16 protein-coding genes and 1 pseudogene are annotated in these 17,150 nt (G+C 71.2%); 6 read left to right on the top strand and 11 right to left on the bottom strand.

The window, feature by feature from the left end:
• Nucleotides 1-2 precede the first annotated feature (2 nt).
• The 5 genes from ACIHCX_RS34745 to ACIHCX_RS34725 are packed head-to-tail and all read left to right on the top strand — an operon-like array spanning nucleotide 3 to nucleotide 6,253.
• Entirely contained in the window at nucleotides 3-959 is a 957-nt protein-coding gene (locus ACIHCX_RS34745; protein ID WP_400036750.1) for an ABC transporter permease, read from the top strand.
• Complete coding sequence (locus ACIHCX_RS34740) at nucleotides 956-1,849, top strand: ABC transporter permease (protein WP_400036748.1); 894 nt, start codon at nucleotides 956-958, stop codon at nucleotides 1,847-1,849. Before ACIHCX_RS34745 ends, ACIHCX_RS34740 begins: the two co-directional genes overlap by 4 nt.
• Nucleotides 1,849-3,603 (top strand): dipeptide ABC transporter ATP-binding protein, encoded by a 1,755-nt coding sequence (locus tag ACIHCX_RS34735; protein ID WP_400036746.1) that lies wholly within the window; start codon nucleotides 1,849-1,851, stop codon nucleotides 3,601-3,603. The genes ACIHCX_RS34740 and ACIHCX_RS34735 overlap by 1 nt, the downstream gene beginning before the upstream one ends.
• Nucleotides 3,600-5,606 carry a CocE/NonD family hydrolase gene (locus ACIHCX_RS34730; protein ID WP_400036744.1) on the top strand — a complete coding sequence of 669 codons (2,007 nt, stop codon included), beginning with the start codon at nucleotides 3,600-3,602 and terminating at the stop codon, nucleotides 5,604-5,606. The genes ACIHCX_RS34735 and ACIHCX_RS34730 overlap by 4 nt, the downstream gene beginning before the upstream one ends.
• Nucleotides 5,573-6,253, top strand: a complete 681-nt coding sequence (locus ACIHCX_RS34725) for a TetR/AcrR family transcriptional regulator (protein ID WP_400036742.1) — start codon at nucleotides 5,573-5,575, stop codon at nucleotides 6,251-6,253. The genes ACIHCX_RS34730 and ACIHCX_RS34725 overlap by 34 nt, the downstream gene beginning before the upstream one ends.
• Nucleotides 6,254-6,341: 88 nt before the next feature.
• On the opposite strand, the gene ACIHCX_RS34720 is transcribed toward ACIHCX_RS34725, so the two are convergent.
• The 7 genes and pseudogenes from ACIHCX_RS34720 to ACIHCX_RS34690 all read right to left on the bottom strand — a co-directional run bounded on the left by ACIHCX_RS34720 (nucleotide 6,342) and on the right by ACIHCX_RS34690 (nucleotide 12,526).
• A complete protein-coding gene (locus ACIHCX_RS34720) occupies nucleotides 6,342-6,635 on the bottom strand; it encodes a hypothetical protein (RefSeq protein WP_400036740.1) in 294 nt (97 codons plus the stop codon).
• Nucleotides 6,636-6,702: 67 nt separating this feature from the next.
• Nucleotides 6,703-6,813: pseudogene (locus ACIHCX_RS34715) on the bottom strand (helix-turn-helix domain-containing protein); the annotation flags it as partial.
• Nucleotides 6,814-6,823: 10 nt separating this feature from the next.
• A complete protein-coding gene (locus ACIHCX_RS34710) occupies nucleotides 6,824-7,372 on the bottom strand; it encodes a GNAT family N-acetyltransferase (RefSeq protein ID WP_400036738.1) in 549 nt (182 codons plus the stop codon).
• A 237-nt stretch (nucleotides 7,373-7,609) separates the two neighbouring features.
• Entirely contained in the window at nucleotides 7,610-9,532 is a 1,923-nt protein-coding gene (locus ACIHCX_RS34705) for a choice-of-anchor P family protein (RefSeq protein ID WP_400036736.1), read from the bottom strand.
• A 649-nt stretch (nucleotides 9,533-10,181) separates the two neighbouring features.
• Nucleotides 10,182-10,952, bottom strand: coding sequence for a sulfite exporter TauE/SafE family protein (locus tag ACIHCX_RS34700; RefSeq protein WP_400036734.1), 771 nt, complete (start codon nucleotides 10,950-10,952; stop codon nucleotides 10,182-10,184).
• A 120-nt stretch (nucleotides 10,953-11,072) separates the two neighbouring features.
• Nucleotides 11,073-11,813, bottom strand: a complete 741-nt coding sequence (locus ACIHCX_RS34695) for a GntR family transcriptional regulator (RefSeq protein WP_400036732.1) — start codon at nucleotides 11,811-11,813, stop codon at nucleotides 11,073-11,075.
• Nucleotides 11,814-12,043: 230 nt separating this feature from the next.
• Entirely contained in the window at nucleotides 12,044-12,526 is a 483-nt protein-coding gene (locus ACIHCX_RS34690) for a GNAT family N-acetyltransferase (protein ID WP_400036729.1), read from the bottom strand.
• A 555-nt stretch (nucleotides 12,527-13,081) separates the two neighbouring features.
• Here ACIHCX_RS34690 and ACIHCX_RS34685 point away from each other — a divergent pair.
• Nucleotides 13,082-13,555: a hemerythrin domain-containing protein gene (locus ACIHCX_RS34685; protein ID WP_400036727.1), complete on the top strand. Its 474-nt coding sequence runs from the start codon at nucleotides 13,082-13,084 to the stop codon at nucleotides 13,553-13,555.
• 49 nt (nucleotides 13,556-13,604) lie between these two features.
• Here the strand turns inward: ACIHCX_RS34685 and ACIHCX_RS34680 are convergent, their stop codons facing one another.
• From ACIHCX_RS34680 to ACIHCX_RS34665, 4 genes are all read right to left on the bottom strand, one after another.
• Nucleotides 13,605-14,399, bottom strand: coding sequence for an amino acid ABC transporter ATP-binding protein (locus tag ACIHCX_RS34680; protein WP_400036725.1), 795 nt, complete (start codon nucleotides 14,397-14,399; stop codon nucleotides 13,605-13,607).
• The gene (locus ACIHCX_RS34675) at nucleotides 14,396-15,268 is read right to left on the bottom strand and encodes an amino acid ABC transporter permease (protein ID WP_400036722.1); all 873 of its coding nucleotides are present in this window, start codon (nucleotides 15,266-15,268) and stop codon (nucleotides 14,396-14,398) included. Before ACIHCX_RS34675 ends, ACIHCX_RS34680 begins: the two co-directional genes overlap by 4 nt.
• Nucleotides 15,265-16,113 (bottom strand): transporter substrate-binding domain-containing protein, encoded by an 849-nt coding sequence (locus tag ACIHCX_RS34670; protein WP_400036790.1) that lies wholly within the window; start codon nucleotides 16,111-16,113, stop codon nucleotides 15,265-15,267. Before ACIHCX_RS34670 ends, ACIHCX_RS34675 begins: the two co-directional genes overlap by 4 nt.
• A 115-nt stretch (nucleotides 16,114-16,228) precedes the next feature.
• The gene (locus ACIHCX_RS34665) at nucleotides 16,229-17,083 is read right to left on the bottom strand and encodes a LysR family transcriptional regulator (RefSeq protein ID WP_400036720.1); all 855 of its coding nucleotides are present in this window, start codon (nucleotides 17,081-17,083) and stop codon (nucleotides 16,229-16,231) included.
• Nucleotides 17,084-17,150: the final 67 nt, after the last annotated feature.

The raw sequence follows: 17,150 nt of genomic DNA, 5'->3' as shown, positions 1-17,150 counted from the left end.
CCATGCTCTCGTTCGTCGCCCGTCGCGTGGGCTCGGCCGTCGGCACGCTCGTCCTGTCCTCCGTGATCGTCTTCCTCGCCGTCCAGGCCCTTCCCGGCGACGTCGCCACCCAGATCCTCGGCAAGGACGCCACCCCGGACGCCGTCGCCGCCCTGCGCGGAAAGCTCGGACTCGACCAGCCCGCCTGGGAGCGCTACGCGCACTGGATGCGCGGGGCGCTGCACGGAGACTTCGGCACCTCCCTCGTCTCCGGCCGGCCCGTCGGCGGCGAGGTCGCCGCGTACCTCGGCAACTCGGCGCTCATCGCCCTGGTCACGGTGCTCTTCGCCGTCACCGGGTCGATCGTGCTCGGCATCCTCGCGGGCCTGTACCGGGACCGCTGGCCCGACCACCTGATCTCGACCGTCAGCCTGGTCGGCATGAGCGTCCCCGAGTTCGTGGTCGCCACCGTGCTGGTGCTCTGCTTCTCGATCGCGCTGCCGTGGTTCCCCGCCGTCGTCCTGTACGGCCCCGAGGCGAGCGTAGGCCAACTGCTGCCCGCCGTCTGGCTCCCGGCGCTCGCGCTCGCCGTGGTCATGGCCGCCTACATCGTGCGCATGGCCCGTACGTCCGTCATCGACGTGATGGCGAGCGAATACGTCACCACGGCCCGGCTCAAGGGCCTGTCCACCTGGCGGGTCGTCACCCGGCACGCCCTGCCCAGTGCCCTGCTGCCCACCCTGCACGTGATCGCGCTGAACGTCGCCTGGCTCGCCGGAGGCGTCGCGGTCGTCGAGAACGTCTTCAACTATCCGGGCATCGGCAAGCTGATGCTCTCCTCGGTGCAGAACCGCGACCTGCCCGTCATCCAGGCCATCGCGCTGATCAGCGCCGTCGTCTACGTCGTCTGCAACCTCGCCGCCGACCTCGGCGCCATGGCCCTCAACCCCAAGCTCCGTACCGGAGGGAGGACCCGATGACCACGCTCGACACCGCGCCGGTGGCCGCGCCGGCCGCCTCCGCGACACGTGCGGCCCGCGCCTGGCGCACGCTGCGCTCCTCGCGCACCGCCCTCGCCGGCCTGACGATCGTCGCCGTGCACGTGCTGATCGCCCTGCTCGCCCCGCTCCTCACCTCGTACGACCCCGTCGCGGGCGATGCCTCGCACGCGCTGCTCGGCCCGAGCTGGGAGCACTGGGCGGGCACGGACCAGTACGGGCGCGACGTCCTCGCCCGCGTCCTGTACGGCGGCCGCTACGCACTCGGCGTGTCGGTGGCCGCGACCGTCCTGACCGTCGCGCTGGGCACGGTCGTCGGATGCGCGGCCGCACTACGCGGAGGCTGGTTCGACGACGTCCTGGGCCGCGTGCTCGACGCGGTGCTGTCCGTGCCGTCGATCCTCGCGCTGCTCGTCATCGTGACGGCGCTGGGCACGGGCCCGGCGGTCATCGTCCTCGCGATCGCCGTGGTGTACGTGCCCCAGGTCGTCCGGGTGGTGCGGGGCGCGGCGCTCGCCGTCGTCCCCGCCGACTACGTGACCGCGGCCCGTGCCCGGGGCGAGCGGACCTGGTCGATCCTGCGGCGGGAGATCCTGCCCAACATCACCGACGTGGTGTGCGTGGAGTTCGCCATGCGGGCCTCCTGGGTCGTCCTGCTCATCTCCTCGCTGTCCTTCCTCGGCTTCGGAGCCGACCCGCCGACCCCCGACTGGGGCCTGATGGTCGCCGAGAACCGCACCGCCATCACCGTCGTCCCGATGGCGAGCCTCGCGCCGATCATCGCCCTGGCCACGCTGGTGGTCGGACTCAACCTCGCGGCCGACGGCCTGTCCAAGGCCTGGGGCGTGGACCGGATCAGGGAGGGCTCCTGATGACTTCGATCGTTTCCGTGAACTCCCTCTCCGTCTCCTACCGTTCGGGTGGCCGGGACGTGCCCGTCGTGCGCGAGGTGTCCTGGGAGGTCGCCGAGGGACACACGCTCGCCCTCGTCGGCGAGTCCGGCAGCGGCAAGTCGACCGTCGCGGCCACGCTGCTCGGCCATCTGCGGCACGGGTCGCGGATCACGGGCGGCTCGGTGCACGTGGACGGCAAGGACGTCTTCGCCCTTCCCGCACGGGAGCTCAGGCGGCTGCGCGGCGGCACCGTCGCCATGGTCGCGCAGAACGCCGGCCACGCGCTGACACCCTCCATGCGGATCGGACGGCAGATCGAGGAGGCGGGCGGCGACGTCCCGGTCCTCGACCTGCTCGAACAGGTCCGGCTGCCCCGCCCGGCCGAACTCGCCCGCCGCTACCCGCACGAACTCTCCGGCGGTCAGCAGCAGCGCGTCGCCATCGCCATGGCCATCGCCGCCCGCCCCAAGGTCCTCGTCCTGGACGAGCCCACGACCGGCCTGGACGTCGTCACCCAGCGCAGCGTCCTCGACCTGATCGGCGCGCTGCGCGACGAACTCGGCCTGGCTGCCGTGCTGGTGAGCCACGACCTCGGCGTGGTCGCGCACATGGCCGACGAGGTGACCGTGCTGCGCGCGGGCCGGATCGTGGAGTCGGCGCCGACCCGACGGCTCTTCACCGCGCCCCAGGACCCGTACACCAGACGGCTGCTGGCGAGCGTGCCGCGCCTGGACGACGCGGGTCTCGCCCTGGTGGGGGAGACGGGGGAGCGGGAGATCAGGCCCAGGGCGGCGCTGTCCCCCGAGGCCGAGGTCGCCGTCCGCGCGCGGGACGTGACGATCGACTACGGCTCCTCCCGGGCGGTGCACGGCGTCTCCTTCGACGTCCGGCGCGGCGAAGTCCTCGCCCTCGTCGGGGAGTCGGGCAGCGGCAAGTCCACACTCGCCTGGACGCTCGCCGGGCTGCGCGCCCCCTCCGGCGGAACGATGACCCACGAGAGCGGCGACCTCGCGCGCCCGGCGGGCAGACGCCCCCTCGATCTGCGGCGCCGCGTCCAGCTCGTCTTCCAGAACGCCGACACCTCCCTGAACCCACGCCGCTCGGTCGGCGACGCCGTCCGCCGGCCGCTGCGCTTCTTCGGCACGGTCCCGGGACGTACCGAGGCCGCGGCCCGCGCCCGTGAACTGATCTCCGACGTACGGCTCGACCCCGCCCTCGCCGACCGGCTGCCCGCCCAGCTCTCGGGCGGCCAGCGCCAGCGCATCGGCATCGCCCGCGCGCTCGCGGGCGGACCGGACGTGCTGATCGCCGACGAGATCACCACCGCCCTCGACGTGTCCGTCCAGGCCGACGTCCTGCGGCTGCTGGACGACCTGCGCCGCGAGCGCGACCTGGCCTGCCTGTTCATCAGCCACGACCTGGCCGTCGTCCGCGGCATCGCGGACCGGGTGGTCGTCCTGCGGCACGGAGTCGTGGTGGAGGAAGGACCGACGGAGGCCGTGTTCACGGAGCCCGGCCACCCCTACACCAGACAGCTGATGGCAGCCGCCCTCGAACCCGACCCGGACGCACAGCCGCTCGCCGCGGGCGTCGCCCAGTGGGCGGACGCCGCCGAACCGGACAACGTCTGGACAGACCACGGACACGGTCACCGGGTGCGCCGCTGGCGCCCGGTGACGACGGACGGACCCGTGCCGACGGAGCGCACGGCGACCACGGAAGGAGCCGCGTGAGGTACCGCGAGCAGTTCGAGCGCCAGGTCGTGCGCGAGGACGTCTGGATCCCGGTGGGCGACGGGAGTACCCGTCTGCACGCCCGTATCTGGCGCCCCGCCGACGCGGAGGCGGACCCCGTCCCCGCGCTGCTCGAATACCTGCCCTACCGCAAGAGTGACTGGACCGCGCCCCGGGATGCCCAGCGTCACCCCTGGTACGCGGGCCACGGCTACGCCTCCGTCCGCGTCGACATCCGAGGCCACGGCGACAGCGAGGGCACGCCCGGCGACGAGTACGACGCGCGGGAGCTCGCGGACGGCGTCGACGTCGTCAACTGGCTCGCCGCACAGCCCTGGTGCACCGGCCGGGTCGGCATGTTCGGCATCTCCTGGGGCGGTTTCAACTCCCTGCAGATCGCGGCCCTCGCCCCCGAACCCCTCAAGGCGATCGTCACGGTCTGCTCGACCGACGACCGCTACGACAACGACGTCCACTACACCGGCGGCGCCGTCCTCGGCATCGACATGCCCGCCTGGGCCGGCACCATGCTCGCCTTCGCCTCACGACCGCCGGACCCGCAGGTCGTCGGGGACGACCGCTGGCTGCCGATGTGGCGCGAACGCCTCGGCTCCCTCGAACCCTTCCTGCACACATGGCTGGACCACCAGCAGCGGGACGCCTACTGGCGGCACGGGAGCGTGTGCGAGGACTACGGGGCCCTGCGGGCGGCGGTGCTGGCGGTGGGCGGCTGGAACGACCCGTACCGCGACACCGTGCTGCGGCTCGTCGAGCACCTGCCGACCGACCGCGTCCGCGGCATCGTCGGTCCCTGGTCCCACCAGTACCCCGATCGCGGACTGCCGCCCGGCCCCGCGATCGGCTTCCTCCAGGAGACCCTCCGCTGGTGGGACCACTGGCTGAAGGACAAGGACACCGGTGTCATGGCGGAGCCCCTGCTGCGGGCCTGGGTCAACGACCCGGTCCCGCCCGCCACTTCGTACGACGTCATGCCGGGCCGCTGGGTGGGGGACACGGACCGGCCGTCGCGGGCGATCGCCTGGAGCGAGCGCCCGCTGGGCACGGACAGCGGCCCCGTTGTCGTCCGCTCCCCGCAGCACACCGGCGTGGACGCCGGCCGCTTCTTCCCCTTCGGCAACGCGAGCGACCTGCCGCCCGACCAGCGGGAGGAGGACGGACGGTCCGTCTGCTTCGACTCGGAGGTGCTCCAGGAGCGGGTCGAGATACTCGGCCGTCCGCGGCTGAGGCTGCGGCTCGACAGCGCGACCCCGCGCGCCAACGTGATCGCCCGCCTCTGCGACGTCGCGCCCGACGGCTCGTCGACGCTCGTGACCCGCGGGGTGCTCAACCTGCTCAGCAGGCACGGACGGGACCGGGTGGCCGAGTGGACGCCGGGCACGTACGAGGACGTCGAGTTCGAGCTGACCGGTATCGGCTACGCCTTCCCGCCCGGCCACCGCATCCGGGTCGCCGTCTCCGATGCGTACTGGCCGTGGGTCTGGCCGCACGGCGAACGCGGCGAGTTGACCGTGCTCCCCGCCGACAGCGCCCTGTTGCTGCCCGTGCGCGTGCCCGGCGACGAGCCGGAGATCCGCTTCGAGGAGCCCGAGCAGGCGCCACCGCTGCCGGTGACCTACGACGCCCTCGCCGAGCCGCGCCCCGAGCGGCTGGTCACGCACGACGTGGCGAACGGGGAGTGGACGCTGGAGGTCGACCCCAACTACGGGGGATCGCGCACGTACCCGGACGGACTGCGCTACGAGGAGAGCGCGCGCGAGACGTACCGCATCCGTCACGACGACCCGCTGTCCGCACGGGCCGTCTCCGAGTGGCACATCCGGTTGCGTCGCGGGGACGACTGGGACGCTGAGATCATGGCACGCACGGAGCTGCGGGCCACGGCCACGGACTTCGTCATGGACAGCCGCATCGAAGCACGGGCGAACGGAGAGACAGTGGCCACACGCGCATGGCACCGCACCACGCCGAGGACGTCGGGATGACGGCGGCGAAGAGCCCGCGCCGTGCCGTCGCCGCCGCGGACCGCACCCGTCAGCCCACCGAAGTGCGCCGCCGCCTCATCGTCGAGGCGGCGGTGCCGCTGATCGCCGAACGGGGCTACGCGTCGGTGGGGGTGCGCGATGTCGCCGGCGCGGCCGGGGTGTCGGTCGGCACCGTCACGTACCACTTCGGCAGTGTCCAGGAGATCCTCTCCGAGGCGATGATCCTGCACATCGAGCGGTACTACGCGGCGCTCAACGAGGCGGCGGAGCAGGCCACCAGCGGTGCCGAGGGTCTGCGGCTGATGGTCGACGCCCTGTTCACCGAGGACACCGACCGGCATTGGCGCATGTGGTTCGACTACTGGAACGCGGGGGAACGGGGCGCCGACGAGACCTTCGCCCGCGGCCAGGCCCAACGCTACGAGGCCTGGCACCGCCAGATCCGCCAGCTGATCGAACGGGGCGTCGCCGAAGGCGAGTTCACCTGCGAGGACCTCGACGGCGTCACGGTACGCTTCGCCGCCCTCGCCGACGGCCTGGCCCTGCAGCACCTGCGGCAGACACCCCCGCTGACGACGGAGGACGCCCGCCGGCATCTGAACCGTCTCGTCGAGACGGAACTCGCGCGAACGCCGAGCGACCGATGATGCCGGAGCCGATGACGTCGACCTGGCGCGGCCGACGGCACGCCCGATTCAGGTGCGGGGATCCGGTCACTCAGCGGTCACTAGTCCGTCACTCTGCGTGGATGCTCGGCCGGATCTCCACGATGGCGTCGGCGTCCTCCTGATCGCCCTCCTCGTCGCGCCAGAGGTAGACCCGCACGTGGTTCGCCCGGTGAAGGCCGCGCGCTTTCCACTCGGACATCAGGTCGGCGACGACGAGAGAGAGGGCGTACTGGGGGCCCTCGCTCACGTCGTCGACGGTGATCGTGCCCCGCCACCGTTCGGGGTTGCCGCCGTAGGGGCGCCATCCCTCCGAGCCGTGCGGTTCGAACACCCGGTACGTCCAGTCCGTCTCGGTGCCCATGGCACCGATCCTGTCACTGCGAGGAGCACCGCGCGCCGCATCACAGATGATGGAGCGGCGGATCATGGTCGACCGCCCCCTCGGCGACCAGGAAGTCCGCCGGCCTGGCCAGGCTCCAGGTCGAGCACGGCAGGCCGTGCTCGGCCGGCCTGGACTTGGCGATCTTCTTGATCTCCCGGCTCGCGTGACTATGCGTGGGAGTCACGGAGGCCGACTGCGTCATGGCGCCAGAACGGCTCTGCATAGACCAGCGTCCCCGTCATCCACGGCTCATACCCCGGGAGCCTGACGGCCTGGAAGGCACCGTCCGGAATGCGCAGGGACGGCTTTCGGAAGCCCAGGCCACCACCGGGCGCGAAACCGAAACGCGAGTAATAGCCCGGATCGCCCTCCAGGAAGACGAGGGGAACAGCCCGCTCGGCGAGGACACCCAGCCCGTGTCGGACCAGGGCCGAGCCGATACCGCGCCGATGGAACTCGGGCATCACGGCCAACGGACTGAGGACTTGCACCTCGACCAGCCGCCGAGGGGCATCGAGCAGACTACGGGTGAACATGACATGCCCGACGACCTGCCTGTCGTGCTCGGCGACCAGCGAGAGACCGCCCTCGGGTGCGACGGTGTCCCGCAGAGTATCGACCAGGTCGGCCACGACAAGGCCATGGTCACCGAACGCCCGCAGGTGAACATCCCGCACGGCCTGTCTGTCGCTCGGAAGTTCTTCGCGAAGGTCCATGCACGGAGGGTAGAGACCCCTCCGGGTAGCTCGCACACGGTTTTGGAGCAGGAAGGACACAGGGCCGGCGACCACTCGGTTGCACACCGGGCCAGCATCTGAAAGCCGAAGGCGGCGCTCGTGAGCCCGACGGCACCGGCCGGAGGACCGACGGTTCCTGGTGACGGCCGTCGAAGCGGTCGTCAAGCCGAACGTCGGTCCCCGGACGGTGCCGGGACGGTCGCTGTCGGGGGTGCGTCAGACGCAGTTGTGCGCGCCGCTCGTACTCGATGCGATGACGATGTCCACGCCGCCGAGGGCGGTCAGGTGGAACGCGTTCACGGTGAGGCCGTCGGCGGTCTCCGTCTGCTCGTTGATGATGATCTTCGCTCCGCCCAGATCGATGGTGTGGTTCGGGGTGTCCGGCACGGTGACCGGGGTTCCCGCGATGCTCAGGTCGAGGCGGGTGGAGCCCTTCCTCGCGGTGCAGTTGCTGGTCGATGTCGCGGTGGCGCCCGACACCTTCACGACCGGCAGCCCGGGCAGTCCGATGGTCGCCTTCGCGAGGGTCGCCGTGGCGGAGGCGGTGTTCGGGCCGACGGTGGTGGTGACCTCGGCGCACGGCGCCTGGGCGGTCAGCACGAGGACGTTGATGTTCCGCGTGCAGGGCGGGGCCTTGGACTCGGCGCCCGCGGTGCGTACCCGGCCCGTGTCCGGGGTCGGGGCGATGGACAGGGGCAGCGGCGCCAGTACGTCGGCGGAGAGGCCGAAGGCCCGCCCCGTCACGTACTGGAGCTTCAGCGTGGCGGAGGTGTCGGACGCCTTGTAGGCGTCGTCACCGGCGAACTGGGCGGTGACCGGGGCCGTGGCGTCGTCATCGAGCGGCTGATCGACCGAGGTGACCGTACAGCCCGCGCCGCCCTTGGCGTCCGTCGTCCCCTCGCAGGTCTGGGCGCCGTCCCCGGTGCCGAGCGCGAAGGCGACCTTGCGGCCTTCCACGGGTGTGCCGCCGTCCTTCTCGGTGAGCCTGGCCGACAGTTCCACCGGGGAGCCGTTGGCGGCGCCGGCGGGTCCGGTCCAGGTGAGCGTGGTGTCCTTCTTCGGCGGCGGCTGGACCACGCCCTCGCCGACGTCGAGCTGGTCGGTGTCGAGGTCCAGCGTCACACCGCCGTAGGTCTCCGTGACGTCGCCCGAGTACTGCTTGATGCGCTGATGGTTGGCCCACAGCCGGTCCGGGATGTCGGGATCATCGGTGACGCCCCTGTCGTCCCACCTCGCGAAGTCGATGACATCGGGCTGGCGGTAGCCGCCGCCGTCCGCCTTCACCAGGTCGGTGGCGAGCGACGACAGGCTGCCGTAGGCGCCGGAACGGTAGTCCAGCTCGTGGAGGGTCGCGGTCCACGACTGCAGGAAGGCCACCGCCGTCGCCGAGTGGGCGGGGTCGTAGTGCTCCATGTTGTAGTAGAGGACCGAGCCCTTGCCGAGGCCGAGTCCCGCCGCCTGGTTCACCGCGTCCCGGGCCGCCGCCGCACCGTCGGGCACCGGGTCGCCGATCACGGAACAGGTGCCCTGGCAACTGCCCGCGTCGGCCGAGGCCTGCGGGCCGACGTAGATCGGGAAGTAGCGCCAGCCCTTGTCGTACTGCGCCCGCATCCAGTCGGCGTCGACGGTGACACCGCACCCCGCGTTCTCACCGCCGATGTAGACGCCGACGGCGCCGTAGGGCGAGGCGTCCTTCCAGGCATCCATCTGGCCGGACGGCGGTGCTGCGCACCGGTCGAAGCCCTTGCCCTGGAAGGAGGTGGCGTCGGCCGGAAGCGCCGCCGCCAGGGCGGGCCGCGGCACGGGTGCCTTCGGCCGTGCGGCGTCGACCGGCAGGGAGGCGCTGCGCAGGACGTCCTGGATCAGTTTCCGGTCTTCGCCGTAGGACGCGGTGACGGCGATGCCGTCGGCGGCGGCCTCGTACAGACGGGAGACGCGGTCCTCCGTGACCCACGGCGTCCGTCCGGCCGCTTTGCTCCGGTCGGCGGGCTGGATCAGGAGTGCCTGGGTACGGCCGAACGCCTTTGCCGGGCAGTCCTGTCGGGTGCCCGGCGCACCCAGGTACACGGCCGGCCGGTCGAACCGGACGCAGGCGTCCGGGTTTTTCCGCAGATCCACGACGTCCCAGGACGCAGGCACGGTGAACGTGTGCCCCTGGTAGGCCACTTGTGTGGTGCCGGTCGAGCCGGAGGTCTCGGCCGCCTCCGCACGGCCGAGACCTCCCGCGGCGAGTGCCGCTGTCGTGGTGAGTGCGAGCAGAGCGTTGCGCAGGAATGCGCGCCCGCTTCGAGGATGTCTGTGCTGAGTGATGGTTCCCCCCAGAACCTGGCGTCGACCGCGAGAGCCGAACGCTTGAGCAGTGACCCGGCGAGCCTGCGTGAGTGACGCGTCCTGGTCAATCAAGGCTTTGCCGATCCGGCCGCGGCTACCGGAGGGTCACCCGAGCGTGCTGGACCGTACGGTCACAAAGTGTTCGAAGTCCGCATGTGGGGGGAGGGTGAAGTACCGGGACAGTGTTCCGGTCGCAACCGCCTTTCCGGCGGACGCCATACCTTCACCATGGTGTGTCCACACGTCAGGGTCGGCCGAAAGCCGACCGCGGTATCCGGCGTTCCGCGGCACGGGCCGCCGCCCGGCGGCAAGCACCGGATCCGTTTCGACAGCGACAAGGACCTGGTGCCGCACCGGCGCCGACCGCGCCGTGGCCGACACCGCACCGGTGTGCGTCCCGTTCGGCTCGGGCGCCGAACTGCTCGACAGCTGCGCCGTGTGCCCCGGGGGACCGTGGTCAGCCGTGCAGGGCGAGGTAGGGGCCCAGCACCAGCAGGGTGACGACAAGGGCGTTCTTCAGTCGGTGGGTGGGAAGTGATCGGGCGATCTTCCAGCCCAGCAGCACTCCGGCCAGTTCCGGGATGCCGACCACCGCCGCGAGGGGCCAGTCGATGGTGCCGTGGGCGAGGTATCCCAGCGTTCCGACGCCGGCGATGACGATCGACTGGGCCTGTGCGGAGGCCAGGGATTCCAGCACGGGGACGCCGAGAGCGACCAGCAGCGGCACGGTGAGCATGGGGCCCCCGATGCCCACCAGGCCGCTGGCGGCGGACACCGCGAGTCCGAGCCCGGCGACAACGGTCGCCGAGGGATGGGAAGGCGGTGTGACCGGGGGCCGGCAGTGCTCGCGGTACCACACCAGGACGGCGGCGGCGGCCACGAACAGCCCGAGCACGAAGCCGAAGGCACGCTGGGACACCTCGGTGTTGAGCAGGACGCCGACCGGGGTGCCGAGTACCGCGGTGCCGGCCAGCAGCAACGCCGTACGGCGGGTCGCGGGCTCGCGGAGCTGACCGGACCGGGTGTAGGCGGCGGTGGCCAACGCGCCGGTGGCCACGTGCGTGACGATGGCGGTGCCGGCCACTTCGGCGGGGGACAGACCGGTCAGGACGAACAGCCCGACCGTGGGGAGCACCCCGCCCGGGCCGAGCGCGGTGATCCCGATCCCGCCGCAGAGACCGATGAGCCCCAACGCCACCAGCACGGACGTGGACAGGTCGGCTGTCATCGCACCTCCCGGACACGGATGTGGAACGTTCTCGGGCAGCAGGAAGCCATGGTGATCTCCCGTCGGGAAGGGACTGCGGTCGCGCGTCCTTGCGGCAAGCGTCCGCGCGGGGCCGGGCGTTCAGTCGGCGAGGAGGGGGCGTTCGCGGTGCAGGGTGGTGTGCAGGGCCATCCGGTCGGCCCGGATGCGCAGCGACTCCACGTCGACCGGCCGCCCGTCGGACAGCCGGGTGAGACGTTCGATGGCGAACACCGCCGCCCCGACGGGAATCTCCAGCAGCGCGGCGGTGTCGGGGTCGGCGGTGACCGCGTGCACCGTCACTTCGGCGCGGCCCAGCAGGCAGCCCGTGGTCTCCTCGATCAGGGCGAACACGTCCCGGCCGGTCAGGTCGCCCTGGAGGACGCCGCGGCCGACCTCTGCGGGAAGGTGGCTGGTGTCCAGTGACAGGGGCCTTCCGTCCAGGCGGCGCAAGCGCTCCAAATGCAGCACGGCCGTACCGGCGGGAAGCTCCAGGCGTTCGGTGATCGCCGGCGGCGGGTCGGTGACGACTTCGGCGGCTCGGACCTCGTTGGTGACCGTGCCGTGTCCGTTCAGCGTCTCGGCCAGGCCTGCCAGACGGTCCAGCCCGTGTCCGTACTTGGACGTCGTCACGGTGGTGCCCACGCCGCGTCGCCGGGAGATCAGTCCTTCGTCCCGCAGGAGGCCCAGCGCCTCCCGGACCGCGTTTCGCGAGGCGCCCAGCTGTGTGCCCAGGAGGCGTTCGTCCGGCAGCACCCCGCCAGGGAACATGCCCGCCGTGATCCGTTGCCGGAGCACGTCCGCCAGCTGGCGCGCCCGCTCGGCGCGCGGCCTTGACGACACCCACTCCGCAGGGATCCGTCGGGTCGGCGGGCCGGCTGGCCGCAGCCGACCACCTGATGCCCGTCCGACGCCCTCGTCCGTGTCACCCATGGGTGAAAAGCTACGCCCATGGATGTTACGCCGGAGTTACGCCACCTGATCTGACCTGCGCACTCCTGTGGCCAGCCCGTTCGACCGACAAGCGGAGCGCTCCGCCACACGCGAAGCGCCTTCGAGCCGGCCCCTGGGCCTTATCCGTCCCCGGCGTCCGTGGGCAAGGTGAGCCGCAGGACGATCTCGCCGTCGTAGATCTCCCCGGTGGGCTCGAACCCGAACTTCCGATAGAAGGGCAGCGGTTCGCCCTCTCCGGTCTCGTAGCTGGTCAGCAGCTCGGTACCGCCGTCCGCGCGCACCAGGTCGGCGATCTGCGTGAGTGCGTCCCGGCCGATCCCTCGACCCTGGTACCGCTTGTCGACGAGGAGGCGCCAGAGGAAGTGCCGCCCTTTGAAAGGCCCGGTCGGCGGCTTCCACGACAGCATCACGAAGCCGACCGGCTCGTCGCCGCGATACACGGCCCGATACCAGGGATTGGCCTCCGCCGTCTTTGCCGCGTCCTTGAGCGAGCTGGACACGGAGGCGACGAATCGCTTCTGGTCCCGGCGGACGCGGAGGGCGCGAACGGCCTCCCGGTTGCCGTCGGTGATTTCCCGTAGGCGCACGCCTGGGGACCTCATGCCACGCCCCTTCCTGGATCAGGCAACCGCGCCATCCGGGCTGACGTGAAAGGGCTGCCGCCGCAGCGTATTCGACACAGGCGACCTGGAGCGTGACCGGCACGCCCGGCCGCGACGGCAAGCGCCGTCGGAGGGACTCTCGGCCCACGTCCGTGGGCTCTTCGGCCGCTGCACCAGGACCGTCCGATGCCGAATGCTGGCTTCCGACCGATCCGGAGGTATCCCGTGTACGACCGAACAAGGCGCCCGCACGGCCGTTTCCGCCCCCGTCCCCCGCGGCGGGCGCCGCGCGCGGACCGGACCGGTCACCGTCCGACCGCCCGTCACGTCTGCCCTGACTCCCGGGCGGTCGGACGCACGATCCGCACACATCCGGTACGGAGGCCGCGGTGAGCGGTGTGCAAGCGATCCGTCGGCAGCACCACTCCGGTCAGGTCGCCGCGTTCGGGCAGCCCGCCCCGCGGCGGTCACCCTTACCGGCACCGGCGTACGCCAGTCGGTCACCCGCTGGGTTACCGCGGCCCGTGCGAACCGAGCAGGAAGGACGGAGACATCATGTGCGAGTACTGCGGCTGCCAGGCGCTGGAAGCGATCGACGAGCTGACCCGGGAACATGACAGGGTCGTGACGCTCATCAGCCATGTCCGCGACGCCCACGCCGGCGGCAACGTCGCCCGCATGGCGGAGGTCGCCCGCGAGATCGCCGCCCTGCTCGGCCCGCACACCCAGGTCGAGGAGCAGGGCCTGTTCCCGGCCCTGGCCGCCGACTTTCCCGAGCAGATGGCCGAACTCCGAAGCGAGCACCGGCGCGTCGACGCCGTGCTGGCGGAGGCGGACGGACCGTTCCTGGCCGATCCCACCTGGCCGCGGCGACTGATCGAGACGCTCGACCTGCTGCGTCAGCACATCCTCAAGGAGCAGGACGGCGTCTTCCCGGCCGCCCTGGCCTACCTGACCACCGAGCAGTGGGAGGCCGCGGAGGCGCTCCGCGCCCGCACAGGCACCCGTATGTCGTCCCCGTCCCCCTGACCTGGTGCGGCACCGCGCGCTCGTTCAGGTACCGCACCTCGGTCCGGTGCTAGCCGCTCTGGCCCGTCCGGCTCGCCCTCTCCTCCTCGACCTGCGCTTTCGCGGGGTTCAGGAGCCGGGACAGAAAGTGCCGGGTGCGTTCATGGGCAGGGTTCCCGATGACCCGGTCCGGTGTGCCGTCCTCGACGATCCCCCCGCCGTCCATGAAGACGACCCGGTCCGCGACCTCCCGCGCGAAGCTCATCTCATGGGTGACGACCATCATCGTCATGCCCTCGTCGGCGAGCATGCGCATCACGGCGAGGACGTCGCCCACCAGTTCGGGGTCGAGCGCGGAGGTCGGCTCGTCGAAGAGCATCACCTCGGGGCCCATGGCGAGCGCGCGGGCGATGGCGACGCGCTGCTGCTGACCGCCGGAGAGGGAGGAGGGATGGGCGTCCGCCTTCTCGGACAGGCCGACGCGCTCCAGGTTCTCGGCGGCGACCTCCGCGGCCCGCGCCTTGCCCCGACCGAGGACCCGGCGCTGCGGCAGGGTGAGGTTCTCGGTCACCGTGAGGTGCGGGAAGAGGTTGAACTGCTGGAACACCATGCCGATACGGCGGCGTACGGCGTCGATGTCCACATCGGGGTCGGTCACCTCGGTGCCGCCGACGAAGACCTGTCCCTCGGTGGGCTCCTCCAGGAGGTTCACACAGCGCAGCAGGGTCGACTTGCCGGAGCCTGAGGGGCCGATGACACAGACCACCTCGCCCTGGCCGATCTCCAGGTCGATGCCGCGCAGCACCTTGTTGTCCCCGAAGGACTTGTGCAGGCCGCGGACGAGTATCTCGGGGACGGTGCTCACTTGACGGCTCCCTGGGCCTTGGCCTCCATGCGGCGGACCACGAATCCGAGCGGGATCGTGACCAGCAGATAGCACAGGCCCGCGACCAGGATCGGGGTGGAGTTGGCGGTCTGGCTGGCCAGGTCCCGGCCGAACTTGGACAGTTCGCGCTCCTCCAGCGTGACGCCGAGGAACAGCACCAGCGAGGAGTCCTTGAAGAGCAGGACGAGTTCGTTGGTGAGCGGCGGGAGGATGATCCGGAACGCCTGCGGAACGATGATGGAGATCATCGCCCGGGCGGGTGAGAAGCCCAGCGAACGGGCCGCCTCCATCTGCCCCTTGGGCACGGCCTGGATGCCCGCGCGGATCGTCTCCGCCATGTACGCGGCCGAGACCAGTCCGAGTGCGAGGGCCACCTTGCCGTACGTTCCCCCGATGATCTCCGTGCCGGGAAAGGCCAGCGGCACGGCCACACCGACGAAGATGAAGATCAGCAGGGCGGGCAGACCGCGGAAGATCTCGATGTAGATCCCGGCGACCCAGCGGTAGGGGCCCACGGACGACAGCCGCATCAGCGCGATGACCATGCCGAGGACCAGGCCGACGACGAAGCCGGTCACGGTGAACAGCACGGTGTTCTTCAGCGCCAGGGTGATGACGTCCGGGAACATCTGCCACGCGATGTCCGCCTGCGCGAACTGGTTTTGCAGCCGGCCCCAGTCGGCCGTGGCCGCGAAGGCGAGCACGGCGGCGACGAAGACGGCGTACTGGGCGCCGCGCGAGAGCGTGCGCCGCCGGCTCCGCGTCAGACGCCTTCCGCGGGGCCGGGCTTCGGCGCCGGTGGTGCCGGGGGTGCCGGTGGTGCCGGGGGTGCCGGTGGTGTCGCTCATGAGGCGGACGGTGAGGCGGCGGACGGGGTGTACGGGCCGATCCACTGCTCGTACAGCTTCTGGTAGGTGCCGTCGGCCTTCGCGTCCTTGATCGCCTTGTTGACCGCGGCGAGGAGCTCGGAGTTGCCCTTCTTCACCGTGAAGCCGTACTGCTCACCGGTGTCGAGGTTGCCGACCACCTCGAAGGCGTCGGCGTTGGCCTTGTCCTTGAGCCAGCCCTGGACCACCGGGTAGTCGATGACGACCGCCTGGACCTGTCCGGTGCGCAGGCCGTTGAGGACGGCGTCGGAGGACTCGAAGGAGACGGGGTCGAAGCCCTGACCCCGCACGTAGTCCTCCCCGGTGGTCTGCGCCTGGGCACCGAGCTTCCTGCCCTTGGCCTTCACCTCGTCCAGGGACCTGATGCCGCTCTTCTTGTCGACCAGCACGGCCTGGGTGGCGTCGAAGTACGGGTCGGAGAAGTCGACGTTCTTCTTGCGCTCGGCGGTGATGGTCATGCCCGCGGCGGCCAGATCGCACTGGCCGGAGTTGAGGAACGCGCCGGTCTTGAAGTTCTCGAAGGGCGTGTCGAGGATCTGCTGCTTCACCCCGAGGTCCTTGGCGACCAGGTCGATCAGGGAGACGTCGAAGCCCTGGACCTTGCCGTCGATCTCCGACTGGAAGGGCGGGTACGGCAGATGCGTGCAGGTCGTGAGCCGGCCCGCCTTGACGAGGTCGACCCCGCCGGCGGCCGACTTGGCCGTGCCGCCGCTGCCGCTCGACGTGCAGCCTGCCACGAGCACCGCCCCGGCCGTCGCGGTGATGGCGGCCAGGACGCGGACCCGGCGTCCGAGGAGCGTGTTCACGGGGGACCTCTCTGTGGGGGACATGCGGATGCAGATTATAAGAAGATCTTTGACTCCCTCAAAACAAACCTGAGACGCAGGTGATTCCGGGCCCGTACCCCTTTCCGACGTGGGGTCAGTCGCCTCGGTAGAGGGCGGTGAGCAGTTCGATCGCCGCCTGGGTCGCCGGATGCGGGTCGTCCCGCCACCAGGTGAGGCGTACGGCGATGGGCTCGGCGTCGCGGACCGGCCGGTAGACGATGCCGGGCCGGGGGTACTGGTGCGCGGTGGACTCCGCCGTCATGCCGACGCCGCGGCCACTGGAGATCACGGTCAGCCAGTCGTCGATGTCACCGGTCTCCTCCGTGGCCGGGCGGGAGCCGGGCGGCCACAACTCGGGGGTGGTGGTACCGGTGCGCCGGTCGATCAGCAGGGTGCGCTCACTGAGGTCGGCCAGGCGCAGGGACCGTCGTGCGGCCAACGGGTCCTCGGCGGACAGGGCACACAGGCGTCGTTCCAGGCCGACGATGGCCCCGTCGAAGCGGCGGTCGTCCAGGGGATTGCGTACGACGGAGAGGTCGCAGGCGCCCTCCGCCAGGCCGGCGGTCGCGGAGTTGACACGGATCAGGCGCAGCTCCGTGTCGGGGTGCGTCCGAGCCCAGCGGCGCTGGAAGGCGGGAGTGTGGCGGCCGACCGCCGACCAGGCGTAGCCGATCCGCAGGGTGTTGTGGCCCGAGGTGGCCTCCCGCACCAGGTCCTCCACCCCACCGAGCACCCGCCGGGCCTGCGCGACCACCCGCAACCCGGTCGCGGTCGGCGCCACTTCGCGCGAGGTGCGCCGCAGCAGCCTCACCCCCAGGGCACGTTCGAGCGAGGCCAGCGTCCTGGAGACCGCCGCCTGCGAGACACCCAGGACCACGGCGGCATCGGTGAAGGTGCCCTCGTCCACGATGGCCACCAGACAGCGCAACTGTCGCAGCTCCACATCCATGACTCAAGCGTATGGATCGTGCCGTCGACGCATTTTGTGCATGCACCGCCGAGCCGCACCATCACGT

This window comes from Streptomyces sp. NPDC052043, assembly GCF_044548235.1.
Classification (GTDB): Bacteria; Actinomycetota; Actinomycetes; order Streptomycetales; family Streptomycetaceae; genus Streptomyces.
The sequence above is the reverse complement of the archived record's forward strand: the minus strand, read 5'-3'. Positions and strand labels throughout refer to the sequence as shown.

Coding starts and splice junctions, on each gene's coding strand:
- ACIHCX_RS34665 (WP_400036720.1), bottom strand. CDS start 17,083: ATGGATGTGGAGCTGCGACAGTTGCGCTGTCTGGTGGCCATCGTGGAC.
- ACIHCX_RS34735 (WP_400036746.1), top strand. CDS start 1,849: ATGACTTCGATCGTTTCCGTGAACTCCCTCTCCGTCTCCTACCGTTCG.
- ACIHCX_RS34740 (WP_400036748.1), top strand. CDS start 956: ATGACCACGCTCGACACCGCGCCGGTGGCCGCGCCGGCCGCCTCCGCG.
- ACIHCX_RS34745 (WP_400036750.1), top strand. CDS start 3: ATGCTCTCGTTCGTCGCCCGTCGCGTGGGCTCGGCCGTCGGCACGCTC.
- ACIHCX_RS34725 (WP_400036742.1), top strand. CDS start 5,573: ATGGCACCGCACCACGCCGAGGACGTCGGGATGACGGCGGCGAAGAGC.
- ACIHCX_RS34685 (WP_400036727.1), top strand. CDS start 13,082: ATGTGCGAGTACTGCGGCTGCCAGGCGCTGGAAGCGATCGACGAGCTG.
- ACIHCX_RS34690 (WP_400036729.1), bottom strand. CDS start 12,526: ATGAGGTCCCCAGGCGTGCGCCTACGGGAAATCACCGACGGCAACCGG.
- ACIHCX_RS34710 (WP_400036738.1), bottom strand. CDS start 7,372: ATGGACCTTCGCGAAGAACTTCCGAGCGACAGACAGGCCGTGCGGGAT.
- ACIHCX_RS34700 (WP_400036734.1), bottom strand. CDS start 10,952: ATGACAGCCGACCTGTCCACGTCCGTGCTGGTGGCGTTGGGGCTCATC.
- ACIHCX_RS34720 (WP_400036740.1), bottom strand. CDS start 6,635: ATGGGCACCGAGACGGACTGGACGTACCGGGTGTTCGAACCGCACGGC.
- ACIHCX_RS34675 (WP_400036722.1), bottom strand. CDS start 15,268: ATGAGCGACACCACCGGCACCCCCGGCACCACCGGCACCCCCGGCACC.